Source organism: Shewanella submarina (assembly GCF_042646185.1).
GTDB classification, from domain to species: Bacteria; Pseudomonadota; Gammaproteobacteria; order Enterobacterales; family Shewanellaceae; genus Shewanella; species Shewanella corallii.
Window position 1 is genome coordinate 959,719 of the sequence record NZ_JBHRTD010000006.1, and the last position, 21,209, is coordinate 980,927.

Annotated in this window: 14 protein-coding genes; 9 read left to right on the forward strand and 5 right to left on the reverse strand. The window is 51.4% G+C overall.

What is annotated here, in order from left to right:
* Positions 1–23: 23 nt before the first annotated feature.
* The 5 genes from ACFOE0_RS07160 (at position 24) to ACFOE0_RS07180 (ending at position 4,652) form a co-directional block, all read left to right on the forward strand.
* On the forward strand, positions 24–302 hold the full coding sequence (locus tag ACFOE0_RS07160; RefSeq protein WP_248934844.1) for a peptidylprolyl isomerase: 279 nt from the start codon (positions 24–26) through the stop codon (positions 300–302).
* A gap of 69 nt (positions 303–371) precedes the next feature.
* The gene (locus tag ACFOE0_RS07165) at positions 372–905 is read left to right on the forward strand and encodes a GNAT family N-acetyltransferase (protein WP_248934843.1); all 534 of its coding nucleotides are present in this window, start codon (positions 372–374) and stop codon (positions 903–905) included.
* Between the two features lie 184 nt (positions 906–1,089).
* Positions 1,090–1,317, forward strand: coding sequence for an RNA-binding S4 domain-containing protein (locus ACFOE0_RS07170; protein WP_115135555.1), 228 nt, complete (start codon positions 1,090–1,092; stop codon positions 1,315–1,317).
* A 38-nt stretch (positions 1,318–1,355) separates the two neighbouring features.
* Positions 1,356–1,742 carry a ribonuclease E inhibitor RraB gene (locus ACFOE0_RS07175; protein ID WP_248934842.1) on the forward strand — a complete coding sequence of 129 codons (387 nt, stop codon included), beginning with the start codon at positions 1,356–1,358 and terminating at the stop codon, positions 1,740–1,742.
* A 102-nt stretch (positions 1,743–1,844) separates the two neighbouring features.
* Positions 1,845–4,652 (forward strand): tetratricopeptide repeat protein, encoded by a 2,808-nt coding sequence (locus ACFOE0_RS07180; protein WP_248934841.1) that lies wholly within the window; start codon positions 1,845–1,847, stop codon positions 4,650–4,652.
* Positions 4,653–4,678: 26 nt separating this feature from the next.
* On the opposite strand, the gene ACFOE0_RS07185 is transcribed toward ACFOE0_RS07180, so the two are convergent.
* From ACFOE0_RS07185 to ACFOE0_RS07200, 4 genes are all read right to left on the reverse strand, one after another.
* The gene (locus ACFOE0_RS07185; protein WP_248934840.1) at positions 4,679–5,101 is read right to left on the reverse strand and encodes a hypothetical protein; all 423 of its coding nucleotides are present in this window, start codon (positions 5,099–5,101) and stop codon (positions 4,679–4,681) included.
* 176 nt (positions 5,102–5,277) lie between these two features.
* Positions 5,278–5,751, reverse strand: a complete 474-nt coding sequence (locus ACFOE0_RS07190) for a L,D-transpeptidase family protein (RefSeq protein WP_115135551.1) — start codon at positions 5,749–5,751, stop codon at positions 5,278–5,280.
* A 32-nt stretch (positions 5,752–5,783) separates the two neighbouring features.
* Positions 5,784–6,038: a hypothetical protein gene (locus tag ACFOE0_RS07195; RefSeq protein WP_248934839.1), complete on the reverse strand. Its 255-nt coding sequence runs from the start codon at positions 6,036–6,038 to the stop codon at positions 5,784–5,786.
* A gap of 119 nt (positions 6,039–6,157) precedes the next feature.
* Entirely contained in the window at positions 6,158–11,743 is a 5,586-nt protein-coding gene (locus ACFOE0_RS07200) for a BspA family leucine-rich repeat surface protein (RefSeq protein WP_248934838.1), read from the reverse strand.
* Positions 11,744–12,173: 430 nt separating this feature from the next.
* On the opposite strand from ACFOE0_RS07200, the gene ACFOE0_RS07205 reads away from it, so the two are divergent.
* Positions 12,174–14,144: an NERD domain-containing protein kinase family protein gene (locus ACFOE0_RS07205; RefSeq protein WP_248934837.1), complete on the forward strand. Its 1,971-nt coding sequence runs from the start codon at positions 12,174–12,176 to the stop codon at positions 14,142–14,144.
* Here ACFOE0_RS07205 and ACFOE0_RS07210 read toward each other — a convergent pair.
* Positions 14,141–15,040, reverse strand: coding sequence for a LysR substrate-binding domain-containing protein (locus ACFOE0_RS07210; RefSeq protein ID WP_248934836.1), 900 nt, complete (start codon positions 15,038–15,040; stop codon positions 14,141–14,143). The two genes, ACFOE0_RS07205 and ACFOE0_RS07210, sit on opposite strands and share 4 nt — an antisense overlap.
* A 123-nt stretch (positions 15,041–15,163) precedes the next feature.
* Here ACFOE0_RS07210 and ACFOE0_RS07215 point away from each other — a divergent pair, with 123 nt between their 5' ends.
* The 3 genes from ACFOE0_RS07215 (at position 15,164) to ACFOE0_RS07225 (ending at position 21,057) form a co-directional block, all read left to right on the forward strand.
* The gene (locus ACFOE0_RS07215; RefSeq protein WP_248934835.1) at positions 15,164–15,928 is read left to right on the forward strand and encodes a TSUP family transporter; all 765 of its coding nucleotides are present in this window, start codon (positions 15,164–15,166) and stop codon (positions 15,926–15,928) included.
* Between the two features lie 147 nt (positions 15,929–16,075).
* Complete coding sequence (gene sbcD, locus ACFOE0_RS07220) at positions 16,076–17,311, forward strand: exonuclease subunit SbcD (RefSeq protein ID WP_248934834.1); 1,236 nt, start codon at positions 16,076–16,078, stop codon at positions 17,309–17,311.
* Positions 17,308–21,057 carry an AAA family ATPase gene (locus ACFOE0_RS07225; RefSeq protein ID WP_248934833.1) on the forward strand — a complete coding sequence of 1,250 codons (3,750 nt, stop codon included), beginning with the start codon at positions 17,308–17,310 and terminating at the stop codon, positions 21,055–21,057. Before sbcD ends, ACFOE0_RS07225 begins: the two co-directional genes overlap by 4 nt.
* The last annotated feature ends 152 nt before the right edge of the window (positions 21,058–21,209 follow it).

A 21,209-nucleotide genomic window follows, 5' to 3' on the forward strand; every position in this document is an offset into this window, starting at 1 on the left:
GGGCGATTCACAGGAGTTAATTTATGGTACAGGCAACAGCAAGACACCTGCTGGTAGACACAGAAGAGCAGTGTCTGGAGCTGAAACAACAGATCGAAAACGGTGCAGACTTTGCTGATTTGGCAAAAGCCCACTCCAGCTGTCCATCCGGTGCTCAGGGTGGTGAACTGGGCTCTTTCGGTCCTGGCATGATGGTGCCTGAATTTGACCGAGTGGTGTTTTCTGCGCCACTGAACGAAGTACAGGGTCCGGTAAAAACAGCATTTGGTTACCACTTGCTGGAAGTAACCAGCCGCGGCTGATACTCTGACACTATTGAGAAAAACGGCGAATATTCGCCGTTTTTTTATGCCTCTTTACTAAGGGAATTTATGGATCAGGTTTTGCTGTACAGCGACAGGTTAATCATTCGAACGCTGGAAGAGAGAGACTGGCCTGAGTTTCGGGCGCTGCATCAGGATGCTGAAGTCAGCCGCTTCATTCGCGAGGTCGAAAGTGATAGTGAGATTAAAGCCAGATTCGATGACAGATTGGCATCCTGGTCGTTTGAAAGCGAGCGTTGGCTGACCCTGGTGATAGAGACTCTGGATGGCGAATTTGTTGGTTTGACTGGCTTTTGTTGTGTGGATGCTTTCAGCCGCCGGGCAGAGGTTGGCTATATAATCAAGCCATCTATGCAGAAGCAGGGTTATGGTACCGAGAGTTTACAGGCTGTAATTGACTGGGGTTGCCTGCAGCATCAGGTTCATAAATACATAGGACACTGCGCCGTAGCTAATATAGGTTCAATCAGAACTATGCAGAAGTGTGGCTTTCAGCAAGAGGGGCTACTGCGTCGCAACTATCGTATCGGCGACACCTGGGTTGATGAGTACCTGATGGGGTTGCTTGCCGACGAGCGCTAGCCTCAGCCTGCGTGCGGATGAAAGCAGATTCTCCCTGCGACATCCGCCATTTGCCCTGGGAACACTTACTCTCTCCGGGCCAGTTAAAGAGAATCACAATCATGGGGAGAGTGTAAATTCCTATGTGGACTGATATAGGTTTCGGTTATACTGCGCCGATTGAAATCGAGTAAGGCAAAATTCTGTGAGCAATCAAGTCCTGTTCCCCCTGCGCGCCGGGGATGAATTTATTGAACTGTACAAGCTGCTGAAGGCTGAAGGCCTGGTTGAAGGTGGCGGTGAAGCCAAGCATGTTATTGGTGAAGGTATGGTGCAGGTTAACGGTGAAGTTGAGACCCGTAAGCGTAAAAAGCTGGTGATTGGCGACAAAGTCGAATTTCAGGGCACAGTTCTGGAAGTTGTGGCTGAATAGAACCCTTTGGTTCTCCTAAATTGATAGTGGAGCAAAACATGCAATATCCTGATGATGACAATGGCAAAATGCTGCAGGCAATGGCCGAGTCAGGTATCGATCTGACCAAGTCTCTGGATGTGGATTTTTTCCTGGTATTTGAAGATAAGCGTGATGCTGAATCTGCGCTGGAAGATCTGGTTGCCCGTGAAGAAGAGGGTGAACTGGAGATCAACTTCAACGAAGAACTGGAAAAGTGGGAACTGATAGTCACCCTCAACATGGTGCCTGAGTATGAGGCTATTGTTGCCCGTGAAGTTGAGTTGAACGAATTCGCTTCTGAATATGACGGGATGACAGATGGTTGGGGTGTAATGCAGCATCAGGAAGGTGACGCTGAGTTTGCCGATGACGATCATGAGTGCGGCGATCACTGCCACCATTGATTGATAATGATTTTCAAAAACCACCCAAGCGGGTGGTTTTTTTTTGCCCGAATACAGGTAGGCTCATTGGCTGTTTTGTGTAAGTTGTAAAGGCGGTACTGAATGGACGATGAGTCAAGGTTGAAAGGAATGGAAGCCGAGCCCCAGTTGTTACCTGAAGATCTCTTACCTGAGGCGCAAGCCGGTGATCCCCTGGCTCAGTATCAGCTTGGCAGTATGTATGAGGCGGGAGAGGATACCCGACAGGATTATGACGCCGCTATTCAGTGGTATAGCCTTGCAGCAGAGCAGGAGTTTTCGCGAGCTCAGTACGCATTGGGATTGTTGTATCACGAAGGCCGGGGAGTCGAACCGAATCCGGCGACCAGCTTGTTGTGGGTGCGCAAAGCCGCGGCTCAGGAGCTTCCCGAGGCAATGGGGCTGTTGGGATATCTTTATGTCAGCGGCCAGGGCGTTGACAGAGATGAGCAGGAAGCAGCGCGGTGGTTCAGTAAGGGTGCGCTGAAGGGTAACGCTTATGCTCAACATTCCCTGGGCGCATGCTACCAGCATGGTGTTGGGTGCGAAAGCAACATAGAGGAAGCTATCTACTGGTATCAGGCGGCGGCACAAAATGAATACTGCCCCTCACATATGAGGCTGGCCGACATCTATAGTCGGGGATTGGGTGTTGACAGCTCGCCGGAGCAAGCGTTCTTTTGGTATCAGCAAGCAGCAAAACTGGGGTTTGACGAGGGACTGCTGGCTGTTGCTGACTGTTACGCTTATGGGCAGGGCGTGGAAGAAGATGAGCCCAAGGCGCTTGCCATTGTCCGGCAAGTAGCAAAATCAGAGTTAAACGAAGCCATCATGCAGTTGGCTTTCTACCACAGGCAGGGTATTGGAACTGAAGCCGACACCCACAAAGCACTGGAACTGTTCCATAAACTTGCAGCCAGAGATGATGCCAATGCTGTCTTCCAAATTGGATACACCCATAGTCAGGGGATCGGTATTGAAGCCGATCCTGAACTGGCTGTTGAATGGTATCTGAAAGCGGCTGAAATGGACCATGACTGGGGACAATACAATCTCGGCATACAGTATGAGTTCGGTAAAGGCGTTGCTCAGGATCAACAGCAGGCGCTCCACTGGTATCGACTGTCAGCCAATCAGGGAAACAGTTGGGCGCAAAATAAACTGGGACAAGCTTATCTGAAAGGCAAGGGCCTGGAGACCAATAGCTATCTGGCAGAGCTCTGGATGCGGCGCTCGGCTGAGCAGGGTTACGACACAGGACAACACAATCTGGCTGAGTTTTATGACTCACTGCCTCAAATCGAAGGTCACTTCGAGGCTGCTCTCTACTGGTGGGAGCAGGCTGCCCGTAATGGTAATGATGACAGCCAATATGCACTGGGCTTTCGTTTAGACAAAGGCGATGGGGTCGAGCAGGACTATGAGAAAGCCGCGGCATGGTACCAGCTGGCTGCGGAGCAGGGACACGACCTGGCTCAGAACAACCTTGCAGTGCTTTATCAGGAAGGGAAAGGTGTCAGTTGTGATGAGGTCAAAGCCTTCGAGCTTTTCCAGCAGTCGGCAGAGCAGGGAAATCCCAGAGCACAGAGCAATCTCGGTTTATGTTATGAGTTTGGCCGTGGCTGTGAAAAAGATCTTCAGCAAGCCCTTAACTGGTATCTCAGCGCCTATGAAAGGGGTGACCGGGATGCGCCTGCTCGGATGGCCAAGCTGTATTTTTACGAGCTTGAAGATGAGGCTGAATCAATCTCCTGGCTGCCTTTGGCGGTTGAGTCCGGCGATCTCTGGTCCATAAATCAGCTTGGGGTCAAGCAGCTCAATGGTGAAGGCGTGGAGCAGGATATTGATGCCGCTCTTGACCTGATAGCAAAAGCAGCAGAATTGGGGCTGGCCAGCGCTCAGCGAAATCTGGGGCACTGTTACTTTAATGGTGATGTGCTGGAGCGGAATATGGGATTAGCTCTGCACTGGTATAACAAGGGGGCAGAGCTGAACGACCTCAAGAGTCAATTGATGTTGGTACAAATCTATGGCGAGGCGGGAGAGTTCTGCGATATTGAACGTGAGCTTTACTGGTCTCACCTCGCCGCAGAGCAGGGGGATCTTGATACCCAATACAATCTGGCGGTGGCATACCGACGAGGCAATGGTGTGGAGCAGGATGCCAGTCAGGCCGTTTATTGGTATGGCAAGGCCGCCAAACAGGGTGATATCGAAGCCATGTATGAAATGGGGTGTATGTATCTGGATGCTCCTGAAGTTGTCGATGCCGGGCAGGCTATGGTTTGTTTAAAGCGCGCTGCTGACGCCGGATTTACCAAAGCACTGTTCCGCCATGCTATAGAGTATCTTGATGGTGGCTGTCAGCCCCTTGATACAGGCTTCGCCTGCAACCAGTTATTGGCATTGGCCGAGCAAGGTTACTTACCCGCACAGGTGACGCTGGGGGAATTGATGCTGGAGCCTGATACAGAGGAGTTTGAACCTGAGACCGGACTGCACTGGATAACTCAGGCTGCACAGAGTGGCCATAGTCGCGCTCAGTTCCTGCTTGGCTGCTTTTACTTTCATGGAGAAGTGTGTGAGCAGGATATCTGTTTGAGTTTCCACTGGCTGTTGACCAGCGCCCACAATGGCTTTGATGATGCGCAGGTGGCTCTGATCCGCTACTACCTTGTGGGAGAAGGCACAGAGATTGATCATGCTCTGGCGTTCTCATGGGCCAGAGAGGCTGCACTGAAAGGTCATTCTGTAGCCCAGTACATGATGGGCCGCTTCTATTACGAAGGGGTGGGCATAGGTGAAGATGAAGAGCATGCCAACTATTGGTTTGAGCTGTCTGCTGGTCAGGGCAATGAAGACGCTATCAAGTGGCTGGGTAAAGAGGCTTGAATCGTCAGATAGGACGTGACGGCATCTTAATGAATATACTTGGTAAGGTGCCTGTATGCCTGCTCTATATCCTCTTTGGAAAATAGCTTTGACGGAATAAATATGGGTTCTCCACATGACGAGGATAGATATAAACCTCTTTTGTCCATAAAACATTCCTCTACACAAATATCTTCATAGTCGATCTGTTTCACCCCGCCAAACCGGGTCACTTCAAATACATGTTTTTCTGTGAAGGTTATTTTAGCAAGCCAGGGTGCTAAAAGAGCCTTCAGGAACAGTGTTGCCATAATAATGCAGAGTAAAAACATGAGTCCTGTTAATTCACCACCTGAGAGCTCTGGCTGGTAATAAATATTGAGTACGAGAAAAAATATCAGACAGGGAACTGCGGTGTAGAAAGCGACTCTATTCACCCTGGGTTTGATTATCAGCTGTTCTGAATTCATATTACTCAGTTTTCTTTTGTAGGTAGGGTTATCAGTATTTGATGTAGAGTTGCAGGGTACACTGACGGCTGCCGCTTAGAACCCTGCAGGTTCGAGTTCATGCTCGTCAGGTTGATGCGTTATTTCTCACCATTCAGCGCTTTAATCTATATGCTCAGGTCATGTAGTCGGCCTGATCACCACTCAATCTGTATTTTTGTGCCCACCTCAACCAGCGCCATAAACTCATCCATTTCAGCATTGGTTAAGGCGATGCAGCCATCTGTCCAATTGAAGTTTTGCATAATGGGAGATAACCAACCAAACCAGTTTTTCTGGCCGTGGACCATAATCATGCCACCGGGAGAAACACCCTGTTGCCGGGCATTTTCCTTGTCCGCAGCATTGGGGTAAGTGATATGCATGGAGCGATAAAATGAAGAGCTTTCGTTTTTGTAATCCAGAGTATAAGTACCTTCAGGGGTTTTCTGATCTCCCTCCTGCTGCTTGTGACCTTTAGGCTCACCACCAAAAACCACATGGTACTCACGGACCAATTCATCGCCATCGTACAGGTACATTTTGTGCTCTGATTTATCCACTTTAACCAGATCAACGCCAGCCCATGAAATATTGGTGAACAAAAGCAGCAGGGGCATGAGAAATTTCATTATTTGGTTCCTGATATCTGTTAACGCCAAGGTCAAAGAAATCGAATGATATTGCTAAGCATCAAGAATGATCCTACGGCTATGATCATATACTTAGTCTTGTTGGCCAGTTTAAATAACTCACCCTGATGCTTGCCGTAAATATTTCCGGTCAGACCTATCACCAGAGTCGCCGGGATAAACAGCAACAGGGTGACGACAAAGAACCAGCGCATTCGGTACCAGGGGATGTGATCTGCGAGAATGTCGAGGGGTTCCATAATGCCATTGCTGTTTGCTTCGCTCATTCTGTCTCCATACCTTGCTTAACAAGTTTAGTTATTGTTTTCAAAAATGATTCAATAGCCTTGTCGATAGTCACTTTAGTGTCGGTAATGGAGGGACACAATCCCTCTTATGGCTAGAGTTAGATTGCCTGATTACCACTTTGGTTTCTTGTATATCTGGCTCTATTCATCAGGGGCGAGCAAATTCTGGCTATCAGTATGGCCAGTAATATCAGCATGATATGGCCATCACTACTTCCTCCTGATGTGACATAGAGAGGCTTGATGACTTTGACCGTTAACCCGGCTTTTGCTTTCCCGCCTTTGGAGTCTACTGCTAAATAGCTGACCGATATGGTCCCGATAAAGTCCAGTTCCGGGACGATATACAGCTTGCCGTTCCTTACCCAGGTATGGCCAGAGTCAGATGTGACCTGCTCTATGCTCAGTGGCGTGTTATCCGGATCTGAATCATTGGCAAGTACATCTGCAACCCCGTAGGAGTTAACGAAGATGGTCAGTCGATCGTCCTGTGCAACAGGAAGAGTATTACCGCTGGTGACTTCAATCGTTGCAAGGGCGCTGGCAAAACCTCCCTGCTGATCGGAAATCAGATACTTAATTGTGTCCTGTCCCAGAAAATCCTCCGCAGGGAGAATGTACCTGATATCGTCTCCGACAATTTCCACTGCCCCCAACTCTGCATCAGCTTCTACAAGTATCAGTTGATCGCCGTCTTCATCTGAATCATTGACGAGCACCTGCAGCTGAGTGTCCTGAGTCGCAGTAATCTCAAAGAGGTCATTCTGTGCAACAGGTGCTTTGTTGCTTCCATCCTTGTAAGCACTGTCTGTCAGGGCTGTTGTGGCTGACACTATTGCATCTGGGGCTGAATCAGTATCGTTTGGCCCACCATCCTCAATGGTGAGGCGAACGCACCAATCTCCCGCGGTTAAGCCCGGACGCCAGTGATTGGCACCTATCTCAGGGCAGAGGCCCTCGGAGGATGGTGCGCTGAAGAGACTGTTTTCAGCGTCGGTTTGAAACTCCCGCCAATCTCCCGATTCTGTAGAGTAAATCAGGTAGGTCGCCTGTTCAGGAATTGGTTTTCGTTGGGGCAGAACCACTTGATAGGAATCACCCGCGGATTTACCAAACAGAGTGAAGTCGAACACCCCTTTATCCAACGGAAGCTCAGTCCCAAGCAGTTGCTTCTGCTCTTCAGAGAGAATTTGGATGCCACCTGAGTGGCTGTTTAATGCCGTATTTCCTCTCATGATGCAGGCTCTGGGCTCTGTTTCAGCAAGGAACCAGAAACCGTCATCAATTTGCTCGTTGATGATGGAGCAGGACTTTGATGGCTGTATGACGTCAGCCTTCTCGCTCAATGCCAGGTTTATTGAGGTAGTGGTTTGAGTGGCGTTGATGGCGTTTACAGTCAAAGTGATGTGAAGATTACCCGGGTCAAGCTCCTGAGGGGCAAATTTAAACAATCTGGGGTCGTTTGACAGGTTAACCACCTGCTGGCTGGTTTCCCATCTGAGTTGTGCGTTTTCAGTATTTCCCGAAATATTAACGGACTTAACGGTAACGACTCCCTGTGACTGGTTGATCTCCAGAGTCTCGATTCCGTCCTGATAGGATTTCAGACTGACGCCTGGGGCGCCTGGCATTTCAGAAATCGTCAGGGTATATGAAGCTTGCCGCGCAAGGTTCATGGTTTCATCAAGTTGGATGATGAGAGTTTCGTCCTCCTCTGTGACGTTATCCGGCAAAGTGCTGAAGTTGATTTGAGAGTTCCAGCCTTCGGCAACAGTAATATTTTCTTCATCCAAATCATGATCATCTTCGTCGGCTGTACCAGCAATTGAATAGGGGATCCTTACCGGATATTGGGGCGCATCACCGTTAAGATAGACTTCAACGCTTGTGCTTTCCCCTTCCTGAACCCGGGAGCCGGGCGCAATAGAAATTAAAGGATGAACAATCACCTGTTGAACAAGGCTGGTTTTACGTCCCTGTGAGTCTTCTGCTGTCCATAACACCTGATGAACTCCCGGACGGAAGACTGTACCTGATGAGCGAGTTACGCTAAGTGGGTTCCCCAGATAATCGATAGCGGTGGCATAGCCCAATGTGACCCTGGTCAGCAAGCCCGTGGCATTTACTTCGACATCGGCTGGCGGTGATATTTGGGGGGCTCCTCCCAGCGAGTCATCATGAACCACAGAAATCGAGACCTTGGCACTGGCAGTTAAGCCGCTGCTGTCTGAGATGGTATAGTCAATGATGTCCATCCCGGTGAAGTTGGTGGGGCTTTGGTACATCAGGTTATCCCCATCAAGAGTGACGCTTCCCGACAGTGCAGTCGCGTTCGTAATGGTTAAGGTGTCACCTTCGTCCGGATCCCAGTCATTGTCCAGCACAGCTACAGAGATTGTTCCGCCTATAAATGTGAGGGTATCGTCCTGAGCAACTGGAGGGCTGTTAACTGCCACCACCCTTATCTCAAATGGCTGACTGCTTGCTACACGCCCCTCTGAGTCACTGACCTGAAACACTATGCCTGCGTAGGAACCAACATCCTCCTGGACCGGACTGACTGTAAGTTGACCTGAGCCCGTGTCCTGTTGTATCCAGCCTGGCAGGTTTTCAGCCGAGAAGATAAACGGTGACTTTCCTCCGGTTAACCTTGGCTCGATGATGAGCTCTTCGTTTTGCAAAACCTCGGAGGGCAAGTTGATCTCAAGTCCCAACAGCAAAGTGTCCACGGTGAATTCGGTCACATTGAGTGGTGGTGAGACATTTCCTGAAATATCTGTCAGCCTCAATGCGCAATCTGAGTAGGTACCATTGGCCAACCCATTAAATTCCAGCGTATTCACACCAACAACTGCTGACGTTGTTGGAGAGCTGCAGCTACCGCTGTAGCTGATAGTCCCGGCTTCAGTGGTGCTGAAACTGTAGGAGGGCGTGTTGTCCGACGTGGGCGAACTGACTGCCGTGACCTCTGCCAGCGTGGCCGCAGCTGTGTCCACTTCAAAGGCGGTGATGCTGAGCTGAACTGACGTATTGCCCGCCTGATCAGTGAGCTTAAGCTGACAATCATTGTAAAGACCGTCAGCGAGAGCATTGAAGGTGACGGTATTGGTGCCCACGACCGCAGACGTAGTGGGAGAGCTGCAGCTACCGCTGTAGCTGATAGTCCCGGCTTCCGTGCTGCTGAAGCTGTAGGAGGGAGTGTTGTTCGACGTGGGCGAACTGACCGACGTGATTTCTGCCAGGGTTGCGGCAGTTGTGTCCACTTCAAAGGCGGTGATGCTTAATCGAGTTGATGTATTGCCCGCCTGATCAGTGAGCTGAAGTTGACAGTTGCTATAAAGGCCGTCAGCCAGGGCATTGAAGGTGACGGTATTGGTGCCCACGACCGCAGACGTTGTAGGTGCACTGCAGCTACCGCTGTAGCTGATAGTCCCGGCTTCAGTGCTGCTGAAACTGTAGGAGGGCGTGTTGTCCGACGTGGGCGAACTGACCGGCGTTACCTCTGCCAGCGTGGCAGCAGCTGTGTCCACTTCAAAGGCGGTGATGCTGAATTGAGTTGATGTATTGCCCGCCTGATCAGTGACCTGAAGTTGACAGTTACTATAAAGACCGTCAGCCAGGGCGTTGAAGGTGACGGTATTGGTGCCCACGACAGCAGACGTTGTGGGAGAGCTGCAGCTGCCGCTGTAGCTGATAGTCCCGGCTTCAGTGCTGCTGAAACTGTAGGAGGGCGTGTTGTCGGATGTGGGTGAGCTGACTGCAGCGACCTCAGCCAGCGTGGCGGCTGAAGTATCGACTTCCACTTGCAACGATGAGGATGCAGACGATTCATCACCGGATTTAGTGTCGGTGTAACTGATGTTGTGGACACCATCCGCCAGGGTTGAGGAGGTTATCTGTACGGTACCTGTCGCGGAGCAAACCAGAGTAGCAATACTGGTATTGGTTGCCGGTGAGTCCGAATACAGTGTGATGGTATTGCCGGATTCACTGCACTGCAGGTTAAACGTGGGAGTATTGTCGGACGTAATGTTATCCACTGCAGAGCTTCCAGAGTCAGAAGAGGCCAACATATCCGGCGCAGTGGAGGGCGTGTCCGGGGTGCAATCCTGACCTCCATCACTGATGCTCCAGCTGTATGTGGAAATGATATTGGATCTTGCTCCCCCGGATTCGCAGTAGGTTGAGTTTCCTCCGTTGAAAGACACACCACTTTGCAGGCTCTGTGCATTCCAGGCACTCAAAATAGCGTCATAAGCATCGGTCGTCAGAGTTACGCCATTAAACATATTGCTCATTTGGGTAACACTGGTGACTGTCCAGTTGCCGACCAGCGGGTTGGCAGACGTTGCACCGGAAAACATCGAAGACATATTGGTGACTGCAGAGGTATCCCAGGAGGTGACATTCGGCGCAGCAGATGAAGCATTGTAAAACATGAGCTCCATGGAGTTTACCGAGGAGGTATTCCAATTGCTGACATCCGGGTTGGCCGCAGTGGCGCCGCTGAACATGGAGCGCATGGTGGTAACGCTGGAAGTATCCCAATTAGCTGTGTTCGGGGTGGCTGAGGTCGCGTTGAAAAACATGGCATACATGCTGGTTGCAGATGAGGTATCCCAATTGCTGACATCCGGGTTGGCCGCAGTGGCGCCGCTGAACATGGAGCGCATGGTGGTAACGCTGGAAGTATCCCAGTTAGCTGTGTTCGGGGTGGCTGAGGTCGCGTTGAAAAACATGGCATACATGCTGGTTGCAGATGAGGTATCCCAATTGCTGACATCCGGGTTGGCAGAGGTGGCACCATTAAAAAGGGATCGCATATTGGTGACCGCAGACGTATCCCAGTTGCTCACATCCGGTGTTGCCGAAGTCGCATTCAGGAACAGGGATTTCATATTGGTTACAGAGGAGGTATTCCAATTACTGACATCGGGGTTCGCAGCACTGGCACCAAAGAACATATCGCTCATGGATGAAACATTGGCCACATTCCAGTTGCTGGTATTTGGTGTGGCGATGGTTGCTCCGGCAAACATAAAGCTCATGGTGGTAACGTTGGAGACGTCCCAGCTACTGACATCCGGATTGGCAGATGTTGCATCCCTGAACAGTGCACTCATTTGCTGAATATTCGTGACGTTCCAGCTGCTTACATCCGGGTTGGCAAGGCTTGCACCCGAAAACATATTACTCATATCAGTAGCGCCAGACAGATCAGGAACATCAGTTGCCGGTACAGTCATATTGGCGGCGCCATAAAAAGCATTTGCCATGCTTTGCCAGGAGCCTGAGCCCCATTGCTCGACAGAGAGAATCTTCAGCTTATCTCCGGTGTTGTTGAAATAAACTCTTGGAAACCCAGTTCCGGAACCTGAGTTATCCTTTACCCTCACAGTATAAGTTCCTGCGCCCCCCAGGCCGGTGTAATCACAGGTATAACTTCCGGTTTGAGCCGTGGCTTCATCACTGCCGTCGTTGTCGCAATCTATGTTGTAGTTATAACCTCCCCCTGTTGTGGGCAGTGTGAATTGAACATTTGATGATACCCCTGCATTATCTGTTTTTACGGTAATGACAAAGTCATCCTGAGCAGCGGCGAAACCAGCCGGATTATAGAGAAAGAGGGGAAGTGAAAAGAGTAAATAGCAAAGAGAGGGGGTAGTTGTCGTTTTCGATTTCATTACTCTCATAGTTATATTTATTCATAAGTTAGCGACCCAGTGATTAAAGTTTAGATGGGCATATTTGCTTTTGTTGAATTTTGTTCTACCTGATATTTCCCGCCAGTTCTGAATTCATTTTGCGTAACCCTGCCAGCTTTTCCCTCCAAATACCGATAGCATGTCGATTCAGACCCAAGCTTGTTCCTTTATCAATTATGCCCTAGTGCCAAAGCGGAACCTGAGAGTAGGTTGGAACCCTGACCTAAAAATTGAGTCTGAACTCAAAGGTTTGTTGGCGGAGTGAGTTCACCGTAAAAAGTGAAGGGAATCAGTGTCGATATATTGCTATGTTGAGGCTGGCTCAGAACGCAAATAATCTCTGTTTGATGACTTTTCTATTTACAGAGCCTGCCATAAACTATGTCAAACATTACAGGGAGTTAAGTTAATGGCGAAGCACATCAGTTTCGGTACACCGGTCAATGACGCCGAGCGCTGGGCGTTCAGTATGCTCAGTGAAGAACTGCCGGAACATTACCTGTTGCTGACCAATGTCGAGATCCCCACCAAAACCGGTCAGGCGATGGAAGTAGATGCTCTGGTCGTTGGCGAGTGGGGGGTATATGTGGTCGACGTCAAAGGCTATATGGGCAGGCTTAATGCCGGCTTGCACGCCTGGTCTTTGGATGGACGCGGTATCGACAACAGCTTGTCCAAAGCCAACTATGTGGCCAGAGTGCTGGCGGGCAAACTCAAGCACAGAATCCCCGTGGGTGTATATGCCCCCTGGTGTCAGGGCATGGTGTTTGTGACCGGCCGTAAGGGAGAAGAGATTGAACTGGAAAAAGATGACGGCTCTCTCAGTATTTACACTCCCAGACAAATTGTTTCTGCGCTGACCAGTGAGTGGGGGCTGACGGCGCCCCGTGCCCATCAGGTTACCGCGGAGCAACGTGAAATGGTGCTCGACACCATAGGTCAGGTTGCCGTGGTCGAGAGCCGCAACAACCGTATTCAGGACTTTATCAAGCTCAAGTGTTTGTTCCTGCATGCCGGGCTGGAAATATGGCAGGCAGAATACAGTCCGGGCGGCTGGACTGCACCCTGGCTGTTGAAGATATTACTGCCGGTGCAGTTTGATGATGATTATGACGCCGAGCGTCATGAGCAGCAGCTCAGGGAAGAGTTTCAGCGATTGCAGGCACTTTCCGGCTGTACCGGCGTTCCAGCCTGTGCGCCTCTTATTCAGGACGGAGAGCAGCTTATTCTGCCTATTCGTATGCCCCGCGGCGTCCCGATGAATGTATTTGAAGCCGAACGTAAGACCACCTATCAATTGCTGGAAATATTGCGTCGTTCAGTAACGGGCCTGCAGCAGATCCATCGCCGTGGCTTCAGTGTCAGTGGTTGGGCGGAAAACTGCGTATTTATCTCAGATGGTGGTGATGTCGAATATATCGATATCAAAGACAGTCTGGATGCTGCTGACGACATTCAGGCCTATGCAGAACGATTTGCGCAATTGGCGGAACTGACCAACCAACCCAGGGTTTATCAGTGGTATCGTCAGGCAATTAAAGGGGCGACCACAGATCTGGATGCCCTGCGCTGTGACCTCAGTGCGCTGATCGACCAGGGGGTATGTGACACTATCCCGGAGAAAGTGGAGGTGAAAGTCGGGGCTGTGCTTGAGCACCATTACCGACTGGAACGGTTTATCACTTCAACCGAGCAAAGCCAGTTCTGGCAGGGGACTCACATTCAGGGACGCTATCCAGTGGGGATCAGTTTGTATAAACAGGTGGATAAAGTCTGGCCCTGTTTGAGTGCCCTCTATCGCTCCCTGTCACGCATCTATCATCCCAATATTGAGCGGGTACTGACATTTGGTCAGCTGCCTCAAAGCCAGACCCTGTTTATTGTGCGGGCGTGGGAAGAGGGCTGCTCCCTGGATGAGCTCAGTGCTTTCGAACCCGGCGACGGTACCCGTTGGTTTGCCGAGTTACTCAGTGCGCTGCAATACCTTCACCAACTGGATATACACCACGGTGCTATTTGCCCCAAGAATATTATCATCAGCCGTGAACGGGCGTATTTGATGAACTTTGGTGTTGGACTGGATATTGCGGCAAGCCACTATGCCAGCCAGTATGCCGATCCGCTGATTTGGGAGGAGGAGAGTGACGAGCTGAAAGACATCTATGGTCTGGTCGCCAGCTTTGTTGATGCCTTTACCCCATCAACCATTACCGGCAGTAAGGATGCCAACGCCATGTTGAATGCGCTGGCGGCATTTGACCCTGGGTGGTTGGGCAGAGATTTTTACCAGGCTTGCGAGAAGGTGCTGAAGCATGAGTTTCAGCCTGAGCCGGGCCAATGTTATCTGCAATTGTTCGGCTTGGGTAACTGCAATGATTAACCGAGTCGGTATGGCGCAAACAGCTCCAGTATCCAGTCGGTAAACGCAGTAATTCGGCCCTCCGGGTCACCTGGCTGCAGGTGTCCCGGAGTCAGCAGATAGTAGCTGTACTGACTGTGATAGGGGATATCAAAGGGGATCACCAGGCTGCCATCCGCCAACTGAGGTTCTATAAAAAAGCGGGGGATAAGGGCAACTCCCATGCCGCTGGCAACAGCCTGAGCCAACATATAAAAATGCTCCACGCCGAACTTTTCTTCCACCGTTAGCTTTACCCCGGCCTGTTTAGCCCAGTCACGCCAGTTACTGGGACGGCTGGTGTGTTTCAGCAGAGTCATGCGGTTAAGGTCATCCAATGTGTGCAGCTCCTTTGCCAGAGCTGGTGCACACACGAGACACATCTCCTCGTCCATCAGCTTGATATGCCTGCAATCCTCCGGTGGATTGATGCCGGAGCGGATAGCAATGTCATAGTGCTGGCGGCGAAAATCCACCTCAAAATCACCAATGGACAGGTCTACAAACAGCCTGGGATTGCGGTTTCTGAACTCTTCAAGTCGGGGGATCAGCCACTGGATACTCAGGCTGGGAAGCACATTAATGCTCAGATTACCGCTGCGGGCATTGTGCTGCTTGAGGTCAGCAGTTGCGACATTAAGGGTTTGCAAGGCCGACTGGACATGGGGCAGGTATTGGCTCCCCTCCCGGGTGAGGGTGATTTTCCTGTGCTCCCGGGTGAACAGTTCACAACCGAGAAATGACTCCAGCGCTTTGATCTGTTTGCTGATGGCACCATGGGTCACATACAGCTCGTTGGCGGCCAGGCTGATGCTTGAAAGTCGGGCGGCAGCTTCAAAGGCAACCACAGCATTTAACGGGGGCAGAGATGCAGGCAAGTCTGTCTACCTATGTGTGAGTTATTCTCACATTTTAATGAAAATAACTCCTTTGTCATCAGGCATAAAACTCAGTTTAATACTTACCAATCCTGACCAATAACAAGATCTGCTTAAGTACCCATGGAATTCGAACTGACACTACAAATTGCCGCTTTGCTGTTTGCTACTGCTGCCCTTGCGGGCTTTATCGATGCGATTGCCGGTGGCGGGGGACTGCTGACTATTCCCGCGCTGATGTGGGCAGGCCTTACGCCCACGGCTGCCCTGGCCACCAATAAGCTGCAGGCCTGTGGCGGCAGTTTCTTTGCCAGTCTGTATTTTGTGCGCAAGGGACTGGTCAAGCTGGCGGATCTAAAGTTACCCCTTGCCTGCGCCTTTATTGGCTCCGCTCTTGGTACTCTGGCGGTGCAGCAGATAGACACCAGTATTCTGGAGGTGCTGTTACCCTTCCTGATCCTGGGGATTGGCGGCTACTTTTTGTTTTCTCCAAAGGTGACCGACGATGACAGGCACAGGGTACTGACACCTACTGTATTTTCTTTTACCGCTGCACTGGGCGTAGGCTTCTACGATGGCTTTTTCGGTCCCGGTACCGGCAGCTTCTTCGCGCTGGCGTTTGTGATGCTGGCGGGTTTTGGTCTGGCTAAAGCCACAGCACATGCCAAGCTGCTGAACTTCTCTACCAATATTTCATCTCTGATCTTTTTTGCTCTGGGCGGCAAAGTGGTTTGGCTGCTTGGGTTGTTGATGCTGGTGGGCCAGGCACTGGGTGCCACCCTGGGTTCACGCATGGTGGTGACCAAGGGCAGTAAAATCATTAAGCCTCTGGTGGTGACCATGTCATTGCTGATGAGTCTTAAGTTGCTCCATGGTCAATACTTTTAATGACGTTTTTGAATGGCTTAGCGACATCCTGACCTCTGATTGAGCAGAGTTAAGCCTTGCCTGCGAATTCCTTCAGGCAAGGCTTTGTATTAAATGGGTTTCACTTCATACTAGGGGCAGTTTTTACGCCTCAGTACTGAAACAAGCATGCGCATACTCCACACCTCCGATTGGCACCTGGGTCAGTCCTTCTACGGCAAATCCCGGGCGGCTGAACACAGAGCTTTCCTTGACTGGTTACTTGAGCAGATCCAGCTGCATCAAATTGATGCTCTGATTGTGGCCGGTGACATTTTCGATACCAGCTCGCCACCAAGCTATGCCCGAACCCTGTATAACCAGTTTGTGGTGCAGATGCAGGCCAGCGGCTGCCAGTTGTTTATTCTGGGCGGTAATCATGACTCTGTGGCCATGTTGAGTGAATCCCGGGAGCTGCTGGCTTGTCTGGGCACTCAGGTTATTCCCGGCGCTCTGGCTGAGATTGAGCAGCAGGTGTTTGTGATTAATGACAGACAGGGACATGCGGCGGGAGTACTGGGGGCAGTGCCATTTCTCAGACCCAGAGACCTTATCACCAGTGAAGCCGGTGAGGATGGCAGTCAGAAGCAACTCAAACTGGGTGAAGCGATTAAGGCTCACTATGAAGCGATTTTTGAGGCTGCCAAACAGGCAACTGACCATCCACTACCTGTGCTCCTGACCGGCCACCTGACCACAGTCGGTGCCAGCAGCAGTGAGTCGGTACGGGATATCTATATCGGTACCCTGGATGCCTTCAATGCCAATGCTTTCCCCAAGGCGGATTATATCGCTCTGGGTCATATTCACAGGCCGCAAAAGGTCGCCAGGAGTGAGCATATTCGCTACTCAGGTTCTCCCATCTGTTTGAGTTTCGACGAGCTCGGCAGCCGCAAGCTGGTGTTGATGGCGGAGTTCGATAGCGGCTTGTCCTCTGTGACAGAGCTGGAGGTTCCCTTGTTTCAACCCATGCAGGTGATCAAGGGAGACCTGGAAGAGATTGCCGGTCAGATAGAGGCAATCACACTGCCGGGCGAGGGCAGTGTATGGCTTTCGGTGGAAGTACAGACTCAGGAGTACCTGTCTGATCTACAGGCCAGAGTGCAAAAAATGGTGGAAGGTAAGCCGCTGGAAGTGTTGCAGCTCAAGCGGGTACGTCAACGTCAGGCCTCTTTAGAGGCCGGTGAGCAGGAAACCCTGAGCGAACTCAGTGTTGATGAGGTATTTGAGCGCAGGTTGACACTGGAGCACTTTGATACCCAGGCGGAACAGGCAAGATTGGAGCGTATGAAGCAGATGTATCGTCAGGTGGTAGAAGCCGTCACCCATGAGGAAGCGGGTGAGAGTAAGGAGCTGAATGCGTGAAAATCCTGAGCCTCAGATTTAAGAATATCAATTCGCTCAAAGGTGAGTGGAAGATTGATTTTACCCGGCAGCCATTTCGCGATACCGGCCTGTTTGCCATTACCGGTCCCACGGGGGCGGGCAAGACCACAATTCTGGATGCCATTTGTCTGGCGCTGTATCACCAGACCCCGCGATTATCGACTATCTCCAAAAGCTCAAATGAGCTGATGACCCGGGGAACTGCCGAGTCACTGGCTGAAGTTGAGTTTGAAGTCAAAGGTGTTGGATACCGGGCATTCTGGAGCCAGAGACGAAGCCGGGGCAAGGTGGATGGTAATCTGCAGGATGCTCAGGTCGAGCTGGCGAAGCTGACCGATGACGGTGATGAGATCCTGGCGTCTCAGGTGAAGCGCAAAAATGAGCTGGTGGATGGCATCACAGGCCTTAACTTTGCCCGCTTCACCAAATCCATGATGCTGTCCCAGGGGCAGTTTGCTGCTTTCCTGAACGCAGATGCCGGAGACAGGGCAGATCTGCTGGAAGAGCTTACCGGCACCGAGATTTACGGTCTGATTTCCGAGCAGGTCTATGAAAAGTTCAGCCTGAGCAAGCAGCATCTGACCAATCTGAAAGCCCGGGCCGAAGGAGTTGAGCTTAAGTCTGAGCAGGAGTTGCAAACACTGACTGAGCAGCAACTGGCCATAGAGCAGGAATTGACTGAGCTTGAGCACAAGGTGCAGCAGGCTCAGGATTGCCACAATTGGTTGCAGCAGCTGATCCAGCTTCATGAGCGGGCAGCCAACCTTGAGCAGGCGCTCAGCAAGGCACAGGCAGCGCGCGAGCAGAATAAACCTGAGCTGGATAAACTGGCGCGGGCAGAGCCGGCAGCCAGGCTCAATGGCTATTTCCAACCACTTTGCCAGTTAACTCAGCGGTTGGAGCAGGATAAAGCTCAACATCTTCAGCTGCAGGAACAGGGCCAGCAGTTGCAGGCTGAACTGCTGCGTCAGCAGGAAGTTATCTCAGGTGCCCAGACCAGGCAGACCGACGCTAAAGCGGTGTTACAGCAAATGCGCACCCTTGTGGATGACAAGTTGGCGCCTCTGGATGAGCAGTTCAGAAATCTGGCTGAGCGTCAGCAGGAGTTGAGCCAGAGTCAGAGTCATGAACAAGAGTTACTGCAAGCTGCCAAGACTGAGCTGACAGACAAACAGCAGGGGATTACCAATTTAAAAACGTCTGCGCAGCAGTTGCGGGCGCAGCTGGATGCCTATCCCCATGGCGACTTGATTGAAGCCAATATCAGCGGCTGGCAGCATCAGCTGCAGCAGTTGGCAGGTACAGGCAAAGAGTTGGAGCAGTTGAACCGTCAACTGGCTGACAGACAAAACGCATTGCAAACCTTGCCGGAAAGATTCAATGAATTACAGCGGCAGCAGCAACAGGCTGAGTTGACCCTGACGTCGGCCAATCAGGCAAGTGTTCCACTGACTGATGTCATGAGCCGTGCTCTCGGGGAATTTGATGAAGCTGGGCTGACCCGTGAGCTTGGCAGACTGCAGCAGCGCCAACCTTTGCTCATTAAAATGCAGGCGCCGATCAAAGATTACCGCCAGTTGCTGGCTGAGGATGACCGGCTGCAGCAAACCCTGACGGGATCTGCGGCTGAAGTCGCTCGTTGGCAGCGAGAGCGTGAACAGCTGAGGCAGGACTTTAAACAGCAATCCGCCCATCTTGAGGATGTGAACAAACTGATTGAGCAGGAACAAAAAATTGCCAACCTCAGTCAGTTGCGGGCGTCACTGGAATTGGATCAGGCCTGCCCTCTATGTGGCTCAACCCAGCATCCTTTGGTGGATGACTATCAGGCGCTGGATGTGAATGAGACTGACCTGCGCAGGCAGCAACTGCAGCAACAGGTCAACGAGATCATGGTTCAGGGCAAGGCGCTGGCCAGGATGATAGAGCAGCGTCAACTGCAGGATCAGACCTCACTGGAGCGTCGTAACGATATCCAGAAAGAGATGCAGCAAGCTGTTTCCGACTTTGAACAGTTGAAGCAGCAGCTTATTGCGCTGGGTGATAACTGTGAGTATCAGCTGGACAGGCCTGAGCTGGTGGAGGCGGCGCTCTGTGAGTCAGACACTCAGCTTGCCAGCCTTAATGAACGCCTGTCTGAATTCAGACAGGCGCAAGCTCAGTGGCAACAAAGGCAGCAGGAGCTGGTGCGCCTGCAAACGTCACTGCGCGAAGTCGAGCACAACAGGGCGCAACTGCTGAGTGAACAGGAGTTTGTGCAGCAGGGAATTGCTGAGCTGGATGCCCGGGCATCTCAGCTGTCTAATCAAAACCAGCAGCAAAGTGATGCGCTCAGCAACACATTGTCCTCAGTAGGACTCAGCTTACCGGCTGCGGCGGAAATAACCGCCTGGGCCGATAAACTCACCGCCGAACAGGCCAATTGGAAGCGGGTGACGGCAGAGCTTGTTGAAAACGAAAAGCAGCTGCTGGCTGAAGAGCGCGCATTGCCACAGCTTGAAAAGCAGGCCGCGCAGCTTGAGGAGAGTGCGGCGCAAAAGGTTGCGGCACTTGCAAAAGTCGGCGCTGAGATTCAGGCCAACCGGGATGAACGTCTTGGCCTGGCCGGAGAGCAAACTCAAAGCGAACTGATTGGCGGTAAACAGTTGCTTGTGGACACAGCCACTGCTGAGCTGGATTCTGCCAAAAACGCTGCTGATGAGTTGAGTCGCAACCTGGCCAGCACTCAGGGGCAGCAGCAAACATTGAGCGGTAATATCCAGCAACTGGAAGCCGAGCAGGCCGAGCTTAGTCACAACTGGCAGCAGAAACTGGCTGACAGTGAATTTGCCGATGAAGCTGACTTTACCGCAGCGCTGCTGGATGACATCGAAACAGACCGTTTGATTGCGCTGCGCAAGCAGATTGAAACTTCTGTTGAAACGGCGCAAACCGAAACCCGGGTGGTGCAGGAGCAGCTGCAGCAACTACTGCAGAAAGGTGAGCAGCAAGGCTATCTTGACAGCGAACAGCGAACTGAACAGGAATATCTGGCAGAGCTGAGCCAAAAGCTGACAGAGGCAAAATCCAGCAGGGATGAGGGACGTATGCGCCTTGGTGAGGTTAAAGCGATCATCGCTGAAGATGGCCGCAGACGGGAAGGGCAGCAGCAGTTGTTTACGCAAATTGAAGCCGCCACAGCCGAGTATGAAGACTGGGATGCGCTCAATGGCCTTATCGGCGCCCGGGATGGTAAGAAGTTCAGGGTATTTGCCCAGGGCCTGACGCTGGATCATCTGGTGGCGCTGGCCAACCGCCAATTGACAAGGCTTCACGGTCGTTATGAACTCAAGCGTAAGTCTGCAGGTGTTCTTGAACTTGAGGTACTGGATACCTGGCAAGGGGATGCGTCCAGAGATACCAGAACCCTGTCCGGGGGGGAGAGCTTTTTGGTGAGTCTGGCACTGGCGCTGGCACTGTCGGATCTGGTGAGCCACAAGACCAGTATCGACTCACTCTTCCTTGATGAAGGCTTTGGTACTCTTGATGCCGATACTCTGGATATGGCACTGGATGCTCTGGATAACCTTAATGCTTCCGGCAAGATGATAGGTGTGATTAGCCACGTCGAGGCGATGAAGGAACGTATTCCGGTACAGATTAAGGTGCGTAAAATGACAGGGCTGGGATACAGCCAACTGGATCCCCGTTTCAAGGTCACTGCTGTCGAGGAGAGCCTGGTCTGAGGTTACATAAATGTGACTCAGGTCGGTCGGTAGAGGGAACCCTTGGAGTTTCCTTTTGTCGAATGGAATAATTTTGCTATAAAACGGGCTGTTGCCCGTTTTTTTCAGGGATTTGATAACTCCTTTGGTTAGTGGTGAGAAACGAATTGCAA